Genomic DNA, 18,422 nt, shown 5'->3' with positions numbered 1-18,422 from the left:
GTGAGCTGAGACACCTGCCTAACAATCAAAGGTCAACACGCCCTCTGACCCATGGTTCCGTCGCCCAAAGGACACGGCCGGTGTGCCGGGCGTTAACCCGTGGCACACCGGCCGTGGCTGGCGTTTCGAACGATCAGGTCCAGGCGAGCAGCGCCGCCTCCGGATCCGCGAGGAAGTCGCCGATGTCGCGCAGGAACTTCGAGCCCAGCTCACCGTCGATGATCCGGTGGTCGAAGCTCAGCCCCAGCGTGGTGACCTGACGCACCTTGACCTTGCCCTTGTGCACCCAGGGCATCTCCCGCACCGCGCCGAAGGCCAGGATCGCCGACTCACCCGGTGGCAGGATCGGCGTGCCAGTGTCCACCCCGAACACGCCGACGTTGGTGATGGTCAGGGTGCCGCCGGACATGTCCGTCGGTGAGGTACGCCCGGACTTCGCCGTCTGCACCAGCGCGGTCAGCGCGTCCGCCAACTCCCGCAGCGAGAGCCGACCGGCGTCCTTGACGTTCGGCACGATCAGGCCGCGCTCAGTGGCCGCCGCGATGCCGAGGTTGACGTACTCCTTGACCACGATCTCGTCGCCGGCCCAGGTCGAGTTGACCATCGGGTGACGCTGCACCGCCAGCAGCACCGCCTTCGCCACCAGCAGCAGCGGCGAGACCCGTACGTCGCGCCACTCCCGCCGGCCGCGCAGTCGGTCCAGTGCCTTCATCGCCCGGGTCACGTCGACGGTCAGGAACTCCGTCACGTGCGGGGCGGTGAACGCCGAGCGGGACATGTTCTCGGCGGTGAGCTTGCGGACCCCCTTGACCGGGATGCGCTGCTCCCGGTCCGCACCGAAGCTGGGGGCGGTCGTCGTCGCCACCGACGTCGCCGCGATCGGCTCCGCCGCCACGACGGCACCGCTCGCCGCCTGCTGCACGTCCTCCCGGGTGATCGAGCCCAGCGGCCCGGACCCGGTCACCGTGCCGAGGTCGACCCCGAGGTCCTTGGCGAGCTTGCGAACCGGTGGCTTGGCCAGCACCAACCCGCCGGTCGTCGCCGCGGCCTGCCCGTTCTGAGCCGGAGCCGCGACCGGCGTGATCACCGGCTGCGGAGCCGGCGCGGCCGGTGCTGGAGCTGGTGCCGCCGCGGCCTGTGCGGGGACGCCACCCTTGCGCGGGCGGCGCTTCGCGGCGGTCGTACGCGGGCCGTAGCCGACCAGCACCGCGGTCCGCCCACCCGGTGCCGGACCGCCGATCAGACCCGGTTCCACCATGCCCTCCGACGGCGCGACCTCCACCGCCGCCAGCGAAGCCGCCGACGGGGTCGGCAGGTCGTCACTGGCCATGGCCGTGGTCGACGGCGTCTCCAGTGGACCGGCGCCCGGGTCGGTGTCGATCGCGATGATCGGCGTACCGACCTCGACCGTGGTGCCGTCCGGGTGGAAGATCGCCTGCACCTGCCCGGCCCACTTCGCCGGGATCTCCACCGCCGCCTTGGCCGTCTCCACCTCGACGATCGGCTGGTTCAGCTCGATGGTGTCGCCGACCTTGACCAGCCAGGCCAGGATCTCGCCCTCGGTCAGCCCCTCGCCCAGGTCGGGCAGGTTGAACGTCTTGATCCGAGACATGGCGCTCACCAGCCGAAGGTGCGGTCGACGGCGTCGAGTACCCGGTCCAGGTCGGGCAGGAACTCCTCCTCCACCCGGGCGGCCGGGTAGGGGATGTCGAAGCCGGTCACCCGCAGCACGGGCGACTCCAGGGAGTAGAAGCACTCCTCGGTGATCCGGGCGGCCAGCTCGGCGCCGAGGCCAATGTTGGACGGCGCCTCGTGCACCACGATCGCGCGGCCGGTGCGCTTCACCGACTCGTACGCCGCGGTCAGGTCCAGTGGGGAGAGCGAGCGCAGGTCGATGACCTCCAGCTCCCGGCCGTCCTCGGCGGCGGCGGTCGCCGCCTCCAGGCAGGTCCGCACCATCGGCCCGTAGGCCAGCACCGTGACGTCGGTGCCGGGCCGCACCACCCGGGCCGAGTGCAGCGGGTACGCCTCGGACAGCGGCGCGTCCAGGTCGACCTGACCCTTCTCCCAGTAGCGCCGCTTGGGCTCCAGGAAGACGATCGGGTCGTCCGAGGTGATGGCCTGCTGGATCATCACGTACGCGTCCTGCGGATTGGAGCAGGACACCACCTTGAGGCCGGCGGTGTGCGCGAAGTACGCCTCCGGCGACTCGGAGTGGTGCTCGACGGCGCCGATGCCGCCGCCGAACGGAATCCGGATCACCATGGGGATGCTGAGCTTGCCGCGCGAGCGGTAGTGCATCTTCGCCACCTGCGACACGATCTGGTCGTACGCGGGGTAGACGAAGCCGTCGAACTGGATCTCACAGACCGGCCGGTAGCCACGGATGGCCAGGCCGACCGCGGTGCCGATGATGCCGGACTCGGCCAACGGGGTGTCGATGACCCGATCGTCGCCGAAGTCCTTCTGGAGCCCGTCGGTGATCCGGAAGACGCCGCCGAGCTTGCCGACGTCCTCGCCCATGATGATGACCTTGGGGTCGTTCTCCAGGGCGCGGCGTAGGCCGGTGTTGAGGGCCTTTCCAAGGGTGAGCGTCTCCGTGGCCATCAGTGCGCGCTCCCCTCGAACGACTCCATGTAGCGGCTGAACTGCGCGCGCTGCTCGTCGAGCAGCGGCGACCCGTTGGGGTAGACGTGGTCGAACATCGTCACCGGCTCCGGGTCGGGCATGGCGAGCACACGCTCGCGCAGGTGCACCGACTCGCGGCGGGCCTGCTCGTCGACGTCGGCGAAGAAGTCCGCGTCGGCGATCTGCTGCTTCTCCAGGAAGGCCTTGACCCGGGCGATCGGGTCCTTGGCCTGCCACGCCTCGACCTCACTGGCGATCCGGTAGCGGGTCGGGTCGTCGGAGGTGGTGTGCGCGCCCATCCGGTAGGTGTACGCCTCGATCAGGCTCGGGCCCTGCCCGTGGCGGGCGTTGTCCAGCGCGGTGCGGGTGACCGCGTACGTGGCGAGCACGTCGTTGCCGTCCACCCGTACGCCGGGGAAGCCGAAGCCGGCGGCCCGCTGGTAGAGCGGGATCCGGGTCTGCCGCTCCAGCGGCTCGGAGATCGCGTACTGGTTGTTCTGGCAGAAGAAGACCATCGGGCTGTTGAACACGCCGGCCCAGACGAACGCCTCGTTGACGTCACCCTGGCTGGTGGCCCCGTCGCCGAAGTACGCGATCACCGCTTCGCCGTCGTCGGTGCCGGTCTTGCCGTCCATGGTGATGCCCATGGCGTAACCGGTGGCGTGCAGGGTCTGCGCCCCGATCACGATCGTGTACATGTTGAACTTGAACTCGTTCGGGTCCCAGCCGCCCTGGTCGACGCCGCGGAACAGGCCGAGCGGCATGATCGGGTCGATGCCCCGGCAGTAGAGGACGCCGTGCTCCCGGTAGGTCGGGAAGGCCATGTCCTGGGTACGCAGCGCCCGACCGGAGCCGACCTGGGCGGCCTCCTGGCCGAGCAGGCTGGCCCAGATGCCCAGCTCGCCCTGGCGCTGGAGAGCGGTCGCCTCAGCGTCCAGCTTTCGGACCAGCACCAGGTCTCGGTAGAGCCCGCGGTATTCCTCGTCGGTGAAGTCGACGCGGTACTCGGTGCCGTCCGGCCCGGTGACGCTGTCGATCCGTTCGCCTTCGGGGGTGAGTAGCTGCACCAGCTCGGGGTTGCCGGCCGCGCCTTTCCTGGAGCGTGGTGCCGCCCGCCTGCTGCGGCTGGTGCCCCCGGGGTCGCCCTTTGCCATCGGTCTCTCCCTGTCGTGTCTGCGTCGGCACCGGGGGGTCACCCGGCCGCGCAACTCGTGCGCCTGTCCGGCTGCTGCCGGACCGGTTCCTGGCAGCCGCGCCTAGCCCCGGTGGGGGTTGCCGCACGGCGTGAGCCGGGTTCTGGCCGAACCCGGATCGGGAGCGCCGGCGTTCAACCGCGCCTGCCGCGAGGGTGCACGGAGGTCACGGCTGCGTTGCCGTCGTGCTCCATATTCGCAGAGCAGGTGAGCGCGCCCACAGTACGCCTGCCCCGCATTCCGACCGCCCACGCTTTGACGTCGTTTGTCGTCATCATGCCGGCCTGCGTCAGCAGGGCGTTCAGGCGATGATTCGTCACCGTTCGGCTAGCACCGCGTGTCGACACGCGGTGGAGGTTGGCTGACGCAGGGTGACTGCGTAAGGGTGATTACCGCAGGATCGCGCCTATCGGGCCATTTGCCGGCTTTCTGGCTGGCGGCGTCCTTCCCTGTCCTCCGACGGCCGACGTACAAGGGGTGTGCGGTGCACGAGCCAGGTGACGGTCCAGGCACACCGGGGCTCGGCCGGCACCGGTCGGCCGGCGGCTACGGCCGGGTGGTCGGCGTCCACCGTGCCCCCGGCGCCGGCGGCCCCTCCCGGGGTTACCTGCTCACCGTCGCACTGCTGGCCGGCACCGCGTCGATGCCCATCCTCGCCGCGATCAGCGCGGGCTCGGCCACCCCGGGCAGCACCGCGCTGCCGGACAGCAGCACCCCGTTCATCCCGACCCCGTCGGTCGGGCCGGTGGTGATCCCACTGCCGGTGACCAGCCAGCCGGCACCCTCGCCACCCGGCACACCCAGCGTCGGCCCGACCAGCGGCTGGCTGCCCGCCGCTCCCCGGCGTACCCCCGAAGGGCCGCCCGCCGCCGACGCGGGGCCCGCCCGGCGGGCGACCTACCCGCCGCTGGCGCCGAAGCCCACCCGGGGCACCGCGCCGCCCGTCCCCCCGCACGTGCCGTCGCCGACGGGTTCGCCGACCAACCCGCCGGACCCCGACCCGACCAACCCGCCGGACCCCGACCCGACCAACCCGCCGGACCCCGACCCGACCGACCCCGACCCGACCGATCCGCCAGACCCCGATCCGACGGACCCCGACCCGACCCCGACCTTGACGTTGGACCCGACGCCCACGTTGGACCCGACGCCCACGTTGGACCCGACGCCCACGCTGGATCCGACGCCCACGCTGGATCCCACGCCCACGCCGACGGACGCCTCTACCGCGACCGCCGTGCCGACCAGCACGATCTCCCTGCCAGCCACCACACCCGCGCCGCCCGTCACCCCGGCTCCACCGACCAGCCGGCCCAGCCCGGCAGTTCCCTCGCCACCGCCCGTTCCGTCGACGCCCACAGTCAGCCTGTCGCCGCTGGCCGGACCGACGCACGTCACGGTGTCCCCGGCGGTACGGTGACGATCAGGAGCGGCCCATCCGGTGCCGGCGGTGTTCGGCGGTAGACGCGTACCGGAGGGGGTGGCGTGGGCGGCGGTGGGGAACTCCGCCCGGTCACCACACGGTCCGGCCCAGGGCTGCGGATAGCCCGGCTGGTCACCGAGGTGACCGCACCGGCCGTGCTCGTGTCGCTGCTGATCCTCACCGTGAGCTGGCACAGCGCACATCGCCCAGGTCTGGGCCTCATCTGGGGTCTGCTCGCCACACTCTTCGTCACCGGCATCCCGCTCGCCTACATCGTCGGCGGGGTACGCCGTGGCCGGCTCACCGACCACCACGTCGGCCTGCGGGAGCAGCGCAGGGCACCGCTGTTGGTCGGCCTCGGCTCGGTCGCGGGAGGGCTGGCCCTGCTCGCCGTGCTCGGCGCGCCCCGCCCGGTGCTGGCGCTGGCGGTGGCCGGGCTCGTCGGCCTCGTGGTCGCCGTGTCGGTGAGCCACTGGTGGAAGATCTCGATCCACTCGGCGGTGGCCGCTGGCACGCTGGTGATCCTGATGCTGACCTTCGGGGCCCGGCTGGTCGTCGCCGCGCCGCTGCTGGCGTTGGTCGGCTGGTCCAGGGTGCGGCTGAGGGACCACACGGTGCCGCAGGTGCTGGCCGGTGGTGTGCTCGGCGCGCTGATCGCAGCCCTGGTGTTCGGCCCGTTGCGCTAGGACGCGGGCCCTGGGCGGGCCCGGGGCGGGCGACGTGGTGCCGCCCGGCCCCGGATGCCGTCAGGCGCCGTCGTCGGCGAGCCGGTGCCGGTTCGCCTCGATCCAGGCGTCCAGCGCGGCCGGGTCGTCCGGGTCCACGCCGTCGGCCATCAGCTGTGCCACCGCTGCGGTGGCCGGGCTGCGCCGTTCACCCGTCGAGTAGAGGCGGGCGAACTCCGGCACCATCTCCTCGATCGCCTCGTCGGTGCGCGTCGTCGCCGCCTCGGGCAGCCCGCGCTGGCGCGACGCGTACCGGGCCCAGGCGCGCAGCACCCGGGGCAGCATCGCCGCGTCGTCCATGTCCAGCACGGCCCGGCGGTGCACCCAGTCGAGCAGGAAGAGCCCCGACACCGCGGGGCTCCAGCGCATCGGGTCGGCGTCCGGGAAGGTCGCCGAGTGGTCCAGCAGCAGGCTCAGGCAGAAGTGCAGCGAGGCCAACTCCGGACCGTCGACGGCGTCCAGCCCGAAGCGCGTGGCCTCCGGCGCGGCGAGGAACCGCCGAACCAGGTCGGTGCGCTCGGCGGCGGAGAGCGGCTCGACCTCCGCCGGGCCGGTCGGGTCGACAGCGGTGGGCAGCATCGCCAGCCGGGCGCCGACCAGCGCCCGGTCGGTGGCGAGAGACCCCTCGTCGGGCAGCTCGCCCAGGTCGTCGGTCACCGCGAGGTGGCGGGCCACCTCGCCACGGAGCCGGGCCGGATCCTCGGTGCGGAACCAGGTCAACTCGTCGTCCGCGCACATCTGCCGGACCTGGTCCAGGATCCGTTCCGCCGGCCCGCCCACGAAGATGTCCTTGGTGATCCCGATGTTGTGGTCCACCAGGGCCACCAGCGCGTGCTCCGAGCCGCCGGACGCGTCGTCGTAGGCGAAGGTGGCGAGGTAGGAGGTCTGGTCGCCGTACACGTCGCCGTACGCCCAACTGCCGGTGAGGTGCACCCGGCCCAACTGCCCGGACCAGGTGGGGGCCTGGCTGCCCGGACGCACCCGCTCGGTGCCCTCGGCGTTCGGGACGAGCGTGGCGAAGACCTGCCGAATGGTGGTCGCCGCCCCGACCCGGCGGCGGGCGGTGGCGGCGAGAAACCCGGTGACGAACTCCCGTACGGCGGTGTCGCGGTCGGTCTCCGCGATCGCGTAGACACTGCCCAGCAGCGCGCTGCCGAGCATCTCGGCGTCGAGGGCGGACTCCAGCTTGGTCACGTCGCGTGCGGCGTGCAGCACCGCGTCGTAGGGGGTCTGAGGCGTGGCCATGCTCCGACCCTACGCCGCCCAGGGCGTACGAAGAGCGGTAGCGAGTCGCGCGGGGCGTCAGCGGCGGGCGGCGTCCCGCAGCGCGTCTCGCGCCTGCGCGTACGAGCCGAGCACGATCCGTACCGGTGCCAGCACGTACTCCTCGCCCACCAGGGCGACCTTCGCCGTCAGCCGCTGTTCGGCGCGAGCCCGGGCGCGGCGGGCGGCCCAGCGCACCACCGGCCGGGTCAGCGCCGCCACCAGCAGCCCGGCCAGCAGGCCGCCGAGCAGCAGCAGGGTGGGCAGTGGCACCTGACCGACCATCGGGTTGTCCAGCTCGGGCAGGCCGAGCGCTCGCAGCGCGTAACCGAGCACCAGCCAGCCCAGCCCGACAACGGCCGCCAGGGTGACCAACCACTGCACACCGCCGACCGCCCGCCACCACAGCGGTCGACGGCCGAGGCCGAGGTCGGTGCCGGCGATCGTGCGGTCCAGGGCGTCCGGCAGGTCGCCGAGGCGCGACCGGGCGGCAGAGGTCACCGCATCGGGCCAGGCGGCGGGCAGGTCGACGGCGGCCCGGTCGGCCACCGCGCGGATCGCCAGGCCGAGCGCCGAACGCTGGGCGGCCGTCGGGTCCGGCACCGAGGTGGCCGCGACCAGGCTCTCCGCCGGGTCGACCTGGTCGCCGGTGGGCCCGGGCAGGTGCAGCCGACGCAGCGGGTCGGGCCGCAACCGTCGCCAGCCCCGGACCACGGGCCAGCCGGTGGCCGCGCCGGCCCGATGCCGGTACGCCTGCGCCACCGCCTCGGTCACCGCGGGCACACCGGCCGCCCCGGCCAACGCCCGGTTCAGCCCGTTGACGGCCGAGTCGTCCGGGCGACCCGCCGGCCGGGCCGAGCCGACCAGCTGGTCCATCCCGGCGACGACCGTGTCGACGTCACCAGCGAGCCTGCGCAGCGCGGCCTGCCGCTCGGCGACCGTACGCTCCAGCGCGCTGCGCAGCCCGACCATCCCGGCCGGGTCGATGGCGGTGGTGGACAGCAGGGGCACGCCGGTCAGCCCGTCCGTGTCGAGTAGCCGGCGCAGGTCGTCCAGGACCCTGGGCAGCTCGGCCGGGGGCAGCCGGTCGGCCTGGTTGAGCACGACCAGGGTGACGTCGCGGTGTCGGTGGAACTCGCGCAGGTAGCTGTCGTGGATGACCCGGTCGGCGTACTTCTGCGGGTCGACCACCCAGACCACCTGGTCGACCAGGCCGAGCAGCCGGTCCACCTCCAGCCGGTGGGACCGCTGCACCGAGTCGAAGTCGGGCAGGTCGAGCAGGATCAGCCCGTGCAGCGCCGTCTCGTCGTCCGCGTCGAGGGCGCTCTCCCGGACGAAACGGTGTCGGGGCAGTACGCCGATCCAGTCGAGCAGACGGTTGGCGCCCTCCAGTGGCCCCCACACGCAGGCGTGGGTGACGCCGGTGGTCGGTCGGCGGACCCCGACCGGTGAGAGCTGCAGCTGGGCCAATGCGTTGAACAGGCTGGACTTGCCGCTGCCGGTGGCGCCGGCCAGGGCGACCACGGTGTGGTCCCGGGACAGCGCGAGCCGGGTGCCGGCCCGCTCGACCAGCGTGTGCGCGGGCACCAGGTCGGCGTCCGGCAGCAGGCCGTCCACCGCGCTCAGGAACCGGCGTACCGCCTCCAGTCGGGAGATCAACGCGTCGGGGTCGATCCGCTGGTCACCGCGGAACGCCTCGCGTACCCGGCCGGTGATGTTGGTCACCGGGAACCCTCCTCGTCGGTGGCCGGCGGGATGTCGCCGCCGGCGGACAGGCCGCTGCGGTGCCGGGCCAGCTCGACCCGGCCGGCGGCCCGGCGCAGCCCGTCGCCGGCGTCCGCGGCGGTGCGGGCGTCGGCGGTGCGGCCCAGGAAGCGGTCGGCCTCCGCGTCGAGCAGCGTCCGCACCCGGTCCAGCAGATCGGCGCGGGCCTTGTCGGCGAGGGTACGCACCGCCTGGTCTCCGAAGATCGCCTGGAGGACGGCCTGCGCGGCGACCGTGGTGCCGGCCCCGGTGGCCAGCTCCAGACCGGTCGGGATGAACGCGGTGGAGGCGAAAACGGCGATCATCACGGCCAACCCGGTGGCGTTGACCGCGTACGCGGCGGTGCGGGCCACGAACCGCTTGTCGCCGCCCTCGACCCGGACCAGCTCCAGCACACCGCGCTGCCAGTCCCGGACCATTCGTTCGGCACGTTCGGGTAGGTCGTCGCTCGGGTGGGCGAGCGCCGGGTCGAGCAGCCCGGACCCTGCCGGGTGTGCCTTCCACCCCGTGTACGCGGATTCGGCGGCCTCCGAGGCCACGCCGCGCAGCAGCGTGACCAACTGCGATTCGATGGCGTCGCGCAGCTCGGCGGCGGGTGCCGGCCGGCCGGTGACAGCGGCCACGACCCGGTCCCGTAGACGCCCGATCCGCGCCTCCAGGGTGCGGAACAGCTCCCCGGTGCCGACGAACTCCTGCCAGCGGGCGAGCACCTCACCGCGGAGTAGCCGGCCGTCCCGCAGGCCCTGCTCGACGGTGCGTTCGGCACCCCGGTACGCGGCGACGACCCGTTCGTCCAGCCCGTCGGCGGCGACGACCTGCTCGTCGGCGGCATCGGCCAACTCCTCGACGGCGGGGTGCAGCGCGGCCAGCGCCCCGTCCAGCGTCTGGCGGACCACTGCCGCCCGAGCGTCCGCGTCGCCGGCCAGCCGGGCGAACCAGTCGGCCAGCTGCGCGGTCACCCCTTCGGGCAGCAGCCCCTGACCGTCGACCCAGGTCTCCGGCAGCACGAACAGTGGCGCTCGGCCGAGGTCCTGTTCGGCGAGCATCTCGGTCAGGTGCGCGGCGATCTCGTCGGTGGCCTCGGCGGGCACCCGGTCCAGCACCATGGCGATCACCGCGCCTCGCGTCCGGGCGCTGCGCAGCAGCTCCCAGGGAACCGCGTCGGCGTACCGGGCGGCGGTGGTGACGAAGAGCCAGAGATCGGCGGCGGCCAGCAACTGGGTGGCGAGCGCGCGGTTGGCGTCGACCACCGAGTCGATGTCGGGCGCGTCGAGGAAGGCCAGCCCGGCGGGCAGTGCCGGGGCGGTGACGAGGTGCAGCGCGCGCGGATCTTCGCTCGGCTCGGTGGTGCGGGTCAGCCCGGGCAGCAGGTCACCCTGCCGGAACCAGGCCGCGTCGGACGGGTTGCAGACCAGCACGGGGGACCGGGTGGTCGGCCGGAGCACGCCGGCGGCGCTGACCCGGGCCTTGACCAGGCTGTTGACCAGCGTCGATTTACCCGCGCCGGTGGAGCCGCCCACCACCACGAGCAGCGGGGCGTCGAGCCGTGCGAGCCGGGGCAGCAGGTAGTCGTCGAGTTGGTCGGTGAGGGCGGTGGCGGTGTGCCGGGCGGGACTGGCAGAGGGCAGTGCGAGGGGATACCGGGTCGCGCCGATCGCCTCCCGGAGGCTCGACAGCGCACCGGGGAGGCTGTCGTCCCCGGTGGTGGCGGGCAACTCCCCCGCGGCGTCCGGCGGGCCGGTGCGGGCTGCGACGGCGGGCGCGCCGGAACGGGTGGCGGGATCGCCGTGCGTCGTCACCGCTAAAGCGTGCCCGACCGATGCAAGGGAAGACAACCGGACGGTAATAACGGGTGGGTTGCGTCGGGTTGACTCAACTCAACTTGACGATTCGCCGGGGCGTGGCACTATTGAGTCAAGTTCACTCAACTTGTGGTGGGGCCCGCTGCGGGCGGCGCTCGCCAGGCAGCCCGCGGGCAATGCCCGTCACCTGCACAACCTTATGAAGCGAGGAAGCGAACATGGCACGTGCGGTCGGTATCGACCTCGGCACGACGAACTCCTGCGTCAGCGTTCTCGAGGGCGGTGAGCCCACCGTCATCGCCAACGCTGAGGGGTCGCGGACGACCCCGTCGATCGTCGCGTTCGCCCGCAACGGCGAGGTGCTCGTCGGTGAGGTCGCCAAGCGCCAGGCGGTGACCAACCCGGACCGGACGATCCGGTCGGTCAAGCGCGAGGTCGGCACGAACTGGTCCGTCGACATCGACGGCAAGAAGTACACCCCGCAGGAAATCTCGGCCCGGACGCTGATGAAGCTCAAGCGGGACGCCGAGGCGTACCTGGGCGAGCAGATCAGCGACGCGGTGATCACCGTCCCGGCCTACTTCAACGACAGCCAGCGCCAGGCCACCAAGGAGGCCGGTGAGATCGCCGGCTTCAACGTGCTGCGGATCGTCAACGAGCCGACCGCGGCCGCCCTGGCGTACGGGCTGGACAAGGGCTCCAAGGAGCAGACCGTCCTGGTCTTCGACCTTGGCGGCGGCACCTTCGACGTGTCGCTGCTCGAGCTGGCCGAGGGCGTCGTCGAGGTCAAGTCCACCAGCGGTGACAACCAGCTCGGTGGCGACGACTGGGACCAGCGGATCATCGACCACCTGGTCAAGACCTTCCGGGGCGAGCACGGCATCGACCTGGCCCAGGACAAGATGGCCCTCCAGCGGCTCCGCGAGGCGGCCGAGAAGGCCAAGATCGAGCTGTCTGCCGCCACCACCACCAACATCAACCTGCCGTACATCACCGCTGGCGCCGCCGGCCCGCTGCACCTCGACGTGACGCTCAGCCGCGCCGAGTTCCAGCGGATGACGCAGGACCTGCTGGACCGTTGCAAGGGCCCGTTCGAGCAGGCCGTGAAGGACGCCGGGATCAAGATCTCCGACGTCGAGCACGTGATCCTGGTCGGCGGTTCGACCCGGATGCCCGCCGTGACCGACCTGGTCAAGCAGCTCACCGGTCGCGACCCGAACAAGGGCGTCAACCCGGACGAGGTCGTCGCCGTCGGCGCTGCCCTTCAGGCCGGTGTGCTCAAGGGTGAGGTCAAGGACGTCCTGCTGCTCGACGTGACCCCGCTGAGCCTGGGCATCGAGACCAAGGGCGGCATCTTCACCAAGCTGATCGAGCGCAACACCACCATCCCGACCAAGCGCTCCGAGGTCTTCACCACGGCGGACGACAACCAGCCGTCGGTGCTGATCCAGGTCTTCCAGGGTGAGCGGGAGATCGCGGCCTACAACAAGAAGCTCGGCACCTTCGAGCTGACCGGCCTCCCGCCGGCGCCGCGCGGCGTGCCGCAGATCGAGGTCGCCTTCGACATCGACGCCAACGGCATCGTCAACGTGCACGCCAAGGACCTGGGCACCGGCAAGGAACAGAAGATGACGATCACCGGTGGCTCCTCGCTGCCGAAGGACGACATCGAGCGGATGCGCCGGGACGCCGAGGAGCACGCGGAGGAGGACAAGCGCCGCCGCGACGACGCCGAGACCCGCAACGTGGCCGAGGCGCTCCAGTGGCAGACCGAGAAGTTCCTCGCCGAGAGTGGCGACAAGCTGCCCAGCGAGAACCGTGAGCAGCTCAACGAGGCACTCGGCGAGCTGCGCGGTGCCCTCGGCGGTCAGGACATTGAGAAGATCAAGTCTGCGCACGAGCGGCTGGCGCAGGTCTCCCAGCAGGCCGGTTCGCTGCTCTACTCGCAGCAGGCCGAGCAGCCGGGTGGCGAGGCCGGCCCGGGTGCGCCCGGTGCGACCGGTCCGCAGGCCGGCGCCGCCGGTGGTGCTGCGGGCGGCGCCGACGACGTGGTCGACGCGGAGATCGTGGACGAGGACGGCAAGAAGTGACCGTCGGCCTCCGGCACGTATCCACGGCGAAGGGGATGAGGTAGCCGCATGACGCAGAAGCCACGAGCCGCCGACCCGCGCGACGCCGGGTCGACGCCGGGTGGCTCCGCGCCCACGGAGCCGACCACCGGCGACGGGGAGCGGGTCGTCATCCGCAACAACCGCAAGCTCATCGACACATCGGAGCCGGCGGGCGCCGCCGCCGACGCGGGCAACGAGGTCCCGGCCGAGGGCCTCGTCGAGGACGCCGAGGTCGTGGTCGACGAGATTGAGGTCGAGGTCAACTCCACCGACGGTCCGGAGCCGTCCGGTCCGCCGGTGGTGGACGCCCCGGCGCAGCCGGTCGACGGTGGCACGGGCACCTCGTTCGGCGCCGAGCTGGAGGCGCTCCGGGCCGAGTTGGACGAGCGCACCAGGGATCTGCAGCGGGTGTCGGCGGAGTACGCCAACTATCGCAAGCGGGTCGACCGGGACCGCAGCCTGGTGCAGGAGCAGGCGACCGGCTCGGTGCTGGCCGCGCTGCTGCCGATCCTGGATGACCTGGACCGGGCTCGGGAACATGGCGACCTGATCGGGCCGTTCGGCGCGGTGGCGGAACAGCTCACCACCGCGTTGGGCAAGTTCGGCCTCAACGCCTTCGGCGAGCAGGGCGACCCGTTCGACCCGACCCGGCACGAGGCGGTCGCGCACCAGACCTCGGCCGAGGTGAGCGAGCCGACCTGCGTGCAGGTCATGCGGCGCGGCTACCAGCTCGGTGAGCGGCTGCTGCGCCCTGCGCTGGTCGCGGTCGCGGATCCGGAATAGTGCGAGGCAGTGACCGGGCCGTCCCGCCCCCCGCGCAACGGGGGGCGGGACGGCCGGGCCATGACGGTCGGAAGGGGGTGGACCGGTGAGTTCGAAGGACTGGATCGAGAAGGACTTCTACGCCGTGCTCGGCGTGGACAAGGCCGCCTCCGCGGATGACATCAAGAAGGCGTACCGCAAGGTGGCCCGGGAGTCGCACCCGGACCACAACCCGGGCGACCCGAAGGCCGAGGAGCGGTTCAAGGCCGCGTCCGAGGCGTACAACGTGCTGTCGGACACCGGCCGCCGCCGCGAGTACGACGAGATGCGCTCACTGTTCGGCTCGGGCGCGTTCCGGCGCAACGCCCGGGGTGGTGGCCAGGCGGGTGGCACGCCGTTCGACGTCTCCGACATGTTCGGTGGCGGGGGCGGCGACCGTCGCTTCGGCGGCACCGGCTTCCAGGACCTGTTCAGCTCCATCTTCACCGGCGGTCAGGCTGGTGGGCAGGCCGCGCCGCGCGGTCCGGCCCGTGGTCGGGACGTGGAAACCGAAGTGGCGCTGGACTTCAGTGACGCGGTGCGCGGGGTGACGCTGCCCCTGACGCTGCGCGCGCCGGGAGTCTGCGAAACCTGCCACGGCAACGGGGCCAAGCCCGGCACCCAGCCGCAAACCTGCCCGGTCTGCCACGGTGCCGGCGTGACCACCCGCAACCAGGGTTCGTTCAGCTTCTCCGAGCCGTGCCGCAACTGCCAGGGCGTCGGCACGGTGGTCGAGGAGAAGTGCCCGGAGTGCCATGGCAGCGGCGGTGTCACCAAGACCCGCACCATGAACGTGCGCTTCCCGGCCGGGGTGGCCGACGGTCAGCGCATCCGGCTGGCCGGGCGCGGTGAGCCGGGTGAGCGCGGCGGCCCGGCTGGCGACCTGTTCGTACACGTCAAGGTTCGGCCGGACGAGCTTTTTGGGCGTACCGGTGACGACCTGACGCTGACCGTGCCGGTCACCTTCGCGGAGGCCGTGCTCGGCACGGACCTGCGGGTGCCCACGCTCGACGGCGCGGTGACCCTGCGGGTTCCGCCGGGCACGCCGAGCGGTCGGGTGCTGCGGGCCCGAGGCAAGGGTGTGGTCCGCCGTGACGGGCAGGCCGGTGACCTGCTGGTCACGTTGGATGTGGTGGTGCCGGCCCGGTTGTCGGACGAGGCGCGCACGGCGCTGGAGGCGTTCGCCGAGCAGAGTCCGCCGGCGGCCCGGGAACATCTCGATGCGCGGGTGCGTCGGGTCGGTTAGTCCGGTGGAATGGACGCGGAGGTGAGCGGGATGTCGGGCGACTTCTTCGGTTCAGGCGACCCTGCCTACGAGGCCAAGGTGCTGATGATCTCGGTTGCGGCCCGGATGGCGGGGATGCACCCACAGACCCTGCGCCAGTACGACCGACTGGGGCTGGTGCAGCCCGGCCGTGCCGCTGGTGGCGGGCGTCGGTACAGCGTCCGCGACGTGGTGCTGCTGCGTGAGGTGCAGCGGCTCAGCCAGGACGACGGGATCAACCTGGCCGGCGTCAAGCGGATCATCGGGCTGGAGCGGCTGCTGGAGCAGGCGCAGCAGCGGGTGGCCCGGCTGGAGGCAGAGCTGGACGCCGCGTACCACCGCGTTGCCGAGCTGGAGTCGCTGGCCCGCTTCCCGGGCCGGGATCTGGTGCCGACCAACCGCACCTCCACCGCGCTGGTGGTTTGGCGGCCCCGCCGTACACCCGATCGCTGACCTGCCGCTCGCCCGGTTCCGTTCCCTCGGCCCGGACCGCACCGGAATCCCGGCGCGGTCCGGGCCGGTTCGGTTAGCCTGTCGATACGGGTCCAATTAGCTCAATCCGGACTACCGGCATGGCGAGGGGGAGCGATGACGGAGCCGGCAAACACGGTGGCCCAGCAGACCGAGGACCGGTTGGAAGACCTGGCCGAAACCGTCCGCGAGAAGTTCGAGAAGGTGACCGAGGGAACCTTCCGGGACCAGATCATCGCGGGCCGGTTCGCCGAACAGAGCGACCATGGCGACCACAAGGACCGGGCCGAGACGGAACGAAACCAGGACTGACCGGCAACCGACGTGCGGGCCGGGACCCACGGGGGGTCCCGGCCCGTTCGCCATCCTGAGTGCGGGCCGGGACACGGTGATCGCCAGGGCGGGGCTCCCGGCCCGTTCGCCATTCGTGAGTGCGGGCCGGGACACGGTGATCGCCAGGGCCGGGACTCAGCCGAGGCGGCGGTTCTCGCGGACCAGGCCGCCCTCGCACCAGTCCCGGTAGACGAAGAGGTCCGGTCGGGCCAGCAGCACCCGGCCGTTGTGCGCCCAGATCTTCATCAGCTCGTCGCCGTCACGCTCGGCCTGCTCGACGATCTTCCGGAAGCGGCGCTTGGGGTGGGCGCGGAAGTTCGTCCGGATGCCGTCGGCCGCGTAGATGTAGAGGCAGTGCAGCGCGAAACGCCGGGCCGGGCAGGTCGGATCCATCGCTAACTCAAAGAGTGTCAGCACCAGTCGGTCGCCGGAGACCAGCAGGTCCCAGTCGGGCGGCATCGAAGCCAACGGCACCGAATCGGGCTGGTATGCCCAAGCTCGCAACTCCGCCGGAGTCGGATCGACGGGGTTGGCGAAGCCGTGGAACGTCGACTCCTGCACGCTCACCGGCCAACCTTCCGCTCTCGCCCGCGTTGGCACTGGCTGCCTGCGGACCCTGGCTGCTGGGGCGAAACGGTAACCCGCCGTGGGGGGCTGCGGTAGTCCCTGTGGGGAGCAATTCAGCAACCGTTGGTCGGGCTTGGCAAAAGAATGGTGGGACGGTTCTGCCCGCCGCCGCTGCCGTGCTGGTGTGTGAGCCACGACAGCGGCGGCGACGCTCTACTCGTGGATCGGAACCGGCACCGGCCGCTGGGCCGCCGCGCGGTTGCGCAGCCACCGCTTGAACCACGGGAAGTCGGGCAGCCGGGCCAGCATCGGCCCGGTCACCACGGTGATCAGGACGTACGCCGTGGCCAGCGCTGCCAACCGCGGCTCGACGCTTCCGGCGGCCACCGCGAGCCCGGCGATGACGATGGAGAACTCACCTCGGGGTACGAGTGCCAGGCCGGCCCGCCATCGACCGGGTTCAGCGATGCCGACCCGGCGGGCAGCGAGATAACCGGTGAGCGTCTTCGTCGCCATGGTGATCACGGCCAACGCGAGCGCCGGCAGCAGCACCGGCGGGATGTCCCGTGGGTCGGTGACCAGGCCGAAGAAGACGAAGAACACCGCCGCGAACAGGTCCCGAAGCGGGGAGAGCAACTCGGTCGCATGGTGCGCCACCGGACCGGAGAGCGCTATGCCGACCAGGAACGCGCCGACCGCCGCCGATACCTGCAGCTTCGCCGCGAGGCCGGCGATCAGCAACGTCAGACCGAGTACGCCGAGCAGCAGCGCCTCCGGATCCTTCGCCGACAGTGCGGACGAGATCAGATGGCCGTACCGGATGGCGACCACCAGCACGAGCAGCACCGTGCCCACCGCGACGGCGAGTGCGATGCCGCCACCCAGGAGACCGGTGCCGGCCAGCACGGCGGTGACCAGCGGGAGGTAGAGCGCCATCGCCAGGTCCTCGATCACCAGGACCGAGAGGATCACCGGGGTTTCCCGGTTGCCGAGTCGTCCCAGGTCGGCGAGGACCTTGGCGATCACCCCGGAGGAGGAGACCCAGGTGATACCGCCGAGCACCAGGGCGGCCACCCAGTCCCAGCCGAGCAGCAGGGCGAACCCCGCGCCGGGCAGCGCGTTGAGTACGCCGTCGATCAGCCCTGCCGGGGCCGCCGAGCGCAGGTTGCCGACCAACTCGTTGGCCGAGTATTCCAGGCCGAGCATGACCAGCAGCAGGATGACGCCGATCTCGGCGCCGACCGCGAAGAACTCCTCGCTGGCGGCGAGCGGGAGCAACCCGCCGTGGCCGAACGCCAGCCCGGCGAACAGGTAGAGAGGGATCGGTGAGAGGCCTACCCGGCGGCTGAGCCGGCCGAGGACACCAAGCAGCAGCAGCAGCGCGCCGACTTCGACGAGCAGAGTGGTGGAATCGTGCATCCGCCTCAGCCGTCCGGGTCACTGTCGGCGAGGATGGCGGACACGCCGTCGAGACCCCTGCGGGTCCCGACAACGACCACCACATCGCCGGCCGCGAAGCGGAAGGATGGGAGTGGCGAGACGATCACTTCGCCTTCGCGCAGCACCGCCACGATGGAGGCGCTGGTTCGAGTACGCGCCTTCGTGTCGCCAAGTTTGCGGTTGACGTACGGCGATCCCGCCGTGATGGCGATCTGTTCGGTGAGCAGACCGGCGGCCTGTTCGCGGAGCCCGGAGAGCTGACCGAGCATCAGCGACGCGCCGAGGATGTCGGCGAGAGCCTCCGCCTCGTCGTCGGTCAGCGGGATGTCCGCCTGGCAGGCGTCGGGGTCGTCGGGGTCGTAGAGGACAAGATCACGGCGGCCATTGCGGTGGGAGACCACGCCCAGGCGGCGTCCGGACTCCGTCACCAGATCGTGGCGTACCCCGATCCCGGGTAAGGCGGTCTGCTCGACACGTACTCGCACCCGCTAAGGCTACCGCTTCATGGCTGAAAGCTGGATCTTGGCTGAACCCGGTCCCCTCGGGGCTGGTCAGCCGGGTCGTCAGGCGTGATCGACTCCGAATCGCCGATGTTGGGGTATCCGAACCGGCGGATACCCCAACATCGGCGATGTCG

At 71.8% G+C, this 18,422-nt stretch carries 16 protein-coding genes; 7 read left to right on the top strand and 9 right to left on the bottom strand.

The features are described 5' to 3' along the window. Positions 1 to 133: 133 nt before the first annotated feature. Genes ABZS37_RS08535 through pdhA form a run of 3 tightly spaced genes read right to left on the bottom strand, consistent with a single transcriptional unit; the run spans position 134 to position 3,782 of the window. Entirely contained in the window at positions 134 to 1,621 is a 1,488-nt protein-coding gene (locus ABZS37_RS08535; RefSeq protein ID WP_355166890.1) for a dihydrolipoamide acetyltransferase family protein, read from the bottom strand. Next, positions 1,618 to 2,607 (bottom strand): alpha-ketoacid dehydrogenase subunit beta, encoded by a 990-nt coding sequence (locus tag ABZS37_RS08530; protein ID WP_355166888.1) that lies wholly within the window; start codon positions 2,605 to 2,607, stop codon positions 1,618 to 1,620. Before ABZS37_RS08530 ends, ABZS37_RS08535 begins: the two co-directional genes overlap by 4 nt. After that, positions 2,607 to 3,782 carry a pyruvate dehydrogenase (acetyl-transferring) E1 component subunit alpha gene (pdhA, locus tag ABZS37_RS08525; protein WP_355166886.1) on the bottom strand — a complete coding sequence of 392 codons (1,176 nt, stop codon included), beginning with the start codon at positions 3,780 to 3,782 and terminating at the stop codon, positions 2,607 to 2,609. Before pdhA ends, ABZS37_RS08530 begins: the two co-directional genes overlap by 1 nt. Positions 3,783 to 4,305: 523 nt before the next feature. On the opposite strand from pdhA, the gene ABZS37_RS08520 reads away from it, so the two are divergent. After that, positions 4,306 to 5,241, top strand: a complete 936-nt coding sequence (locus ABZS37_RS08520) for a hypothetical protein (protein WP_355166884.1) — start codon at positions 4,306 to 4,308, stop codon at positions 5,239 to 5,241. Between the two features lie 65 nt (positions 5,242 to 5,306). Next, a complete protein-coding gene (locus ABZS37_RS08515) occupies positions 5,307 to 5,930 on the top strand; it encodes a phosphatase PAP2 family protein (protein WP_355166882.1) in 624 nt (207 codons plus the stop codon). 60 nt (positions 5,931 to 5,990) lie between these two features. On the opposite strand, the gene ABZS37_RS08510 is transcribed toward ABZS37_RS08515, so the two are convergent. From ABZS37_RS08510 to ABZS37_RS08500, 3 genes are read right to left on the bottom strand one after another with little or no spacing between them, the layout of a single operon-like run. Then, the gene (locus ABZS37_RS08510; protein WP_355166880.1) at positions 5,991 to 7,214 is read right to left on the bottom strand and encodes a hypothetical protein; all 1,224 of its coding nucleotides are present in this window, start codon (positions 7,212 to 7,214) and stop codon (positions 5,991 to 5,993) included. Between the two features lie 57 nt (positions 7,215 to 7,271). Next, positions 7,272 to 8,957 (bottom strand): GTPase, encoded by a 1,686-nt coding sequence (locus tag ABZS37_RS08505; RefSeq protein WP_355166878.1) that lies wholly within the window; start codon positions 8,955 to 8,957, stop codon positions 7,272 to 7,274. Continuing rightward, on the bottom strand, positions 8,954 to 10,795 hold the full coding sequence (locus tag ABZS37_RS08500) for an ABC transporter (protein ID WP_355166876.1): 1,842 nt from the start codon (positions 10,793 to 10,795) through the stop codon (positions 8,954 to 8,956). The genes ABZS37_RS08505 and ABZS37_RS08500 overlap by 4 nt, the downstream gene beginning before the upstream one ends. A 221-nt stretch (positions 10,796 to 11,016) precedes the next feature. Here ABZS37_RS08500 and dnaK point away from each other — a divergent pair, with 221 nt between their 5' ends. The 5 genes from dnaK to ABZS37_RS08475 all read left to right on the top strand — a co-directional run bounded on the left by dnaK (position 11,017) and on the right by ABZS37_RS08475 (position 15,757). Next, complete coding sequence (gene dnaK / locus ABZS37_RS08495; protein WP_355166874.1) at positions 11,017 to 12,888, top strand: molecular chaperone DnaK; 1,872 nt, start codon at positions 11,017 to 11,019, stop codon at positions 12,886 to 12,888. Positions 12,889 to 12,936: 48 nt separating this feature from the next. Continuing rightward, positions 12,937 to 13,692, top strand: a complete 756-nt coding sequence (gene grpE, locus ABZS37_RS08490) for a nucleotide exchange factor GrpE (RefSeq protein WP_355166872.1) — start codon at positions 12,937 to 12,939, stop codon at positions 13,690 to 13,692. A gap of 85 nt (positions 13,693 to 13,777) precedes the next feature. Beyond that, the gene (gene dnaJ, locus ABZS37_RS08485; protein WP_355166870.1) at positions 13,778 to 14,956 is read left to right on the top strand and encodes a molecular chaperone DnaJ; all 1,179 of its coding nucleotides are present in this window, start codon (positions 13,778 to 13,780) and stop codon (positions 14,954 to 14,956) included. Between the two features lie 30 nt (positions 14,957 to 14,986). Further along, positions 14,987 to 15,427 (top strand): helix-turn-helix transcriptional regulator, encoded by a 441-nt coding sequence (locus ABZS37_RS08480; RefSeq protein WP_354993127.1) that lies wholly within the window; start codon positions 14,987 to 14,989, stop codon positions 15,425 to 15,427. Positions 15,428 to 15,562: 135 nt separating this feature from the next. Next, on the top strand, positions 15,563 to 15,757 hold the full coding sequence (locus ABZS37_RS08475) for a hypothetical protein (protein ID WP_355166868.1): 195 nt from the start codon (positions 15,563 to 15,565) through the stop codon (positions 15,755 to 15,757). 156 nt (positions 15,758 to 15,913) lie between these two features. On the opposite strand, the gene ABZS37_RS08470 is transcribed toward ABZS37_RS08475, so the two are convergent. From ABZS37_RS08470 to ABZS37_RS08460, 3 genes are all read right to left on the bottom strand, one after another. Next, positions 15,914 to 16,345: a hypothetical protein gene (locus ABZS37_RS08470; protein ID WP_354992878.1), complete on the bottom strand. Its 432-nt coding sequence runs from the start codon at positions 16,343 to 16,345 to the stop codon at positions 15,914 to 15,916. Positions 16,346 to 16,558: 213 nt separating this feature from the next. After that, positions 16,559 to 17,764 carry a cation:proton antiporter gene (locus ABZS37_RS08465; RefSeq protein WP_355166866.1) on the bottom strand — a complete coding sequence of 402 codons (1,206 nt, stop codon included), beginning with the start codon at positions 17,762 to 17,764 and terminating at the stop codon, positions 16,559 to 16,561. 5 nt (positions 17,765 to 17,769) lie between these two features. Further along, positions 17,770 to 18,270 carry a TrkA C-terminal domain-containing protein gene (locus tag ABZS37_RS08460; RefSeq protein WP_124815967.1) on the bottom strand — a complete coding sequence of 167 codons (501 nt, stop codon included), beginning with the start codon at positions 18,268 to 18,270 and terminating at the stop codon, positions 17,770 to 17,772. Positions 18,271 to 18,422: the final 152 nt, after the last annotated feature.

The sequence above is a fragment of the Micromonospora sp. NPDC005413 genome, assembly GCF_040606435.1.
Lineage (GTDB): Bacteria > Actinomycetota > Actinomycetes > Mycobacteriales > Micromonosporaceae > Micromonospora.
Note: the sequence above shows the minus strand (reverse complement) of the source record. Positions and strands in the feature narration are given on the sequence as shown.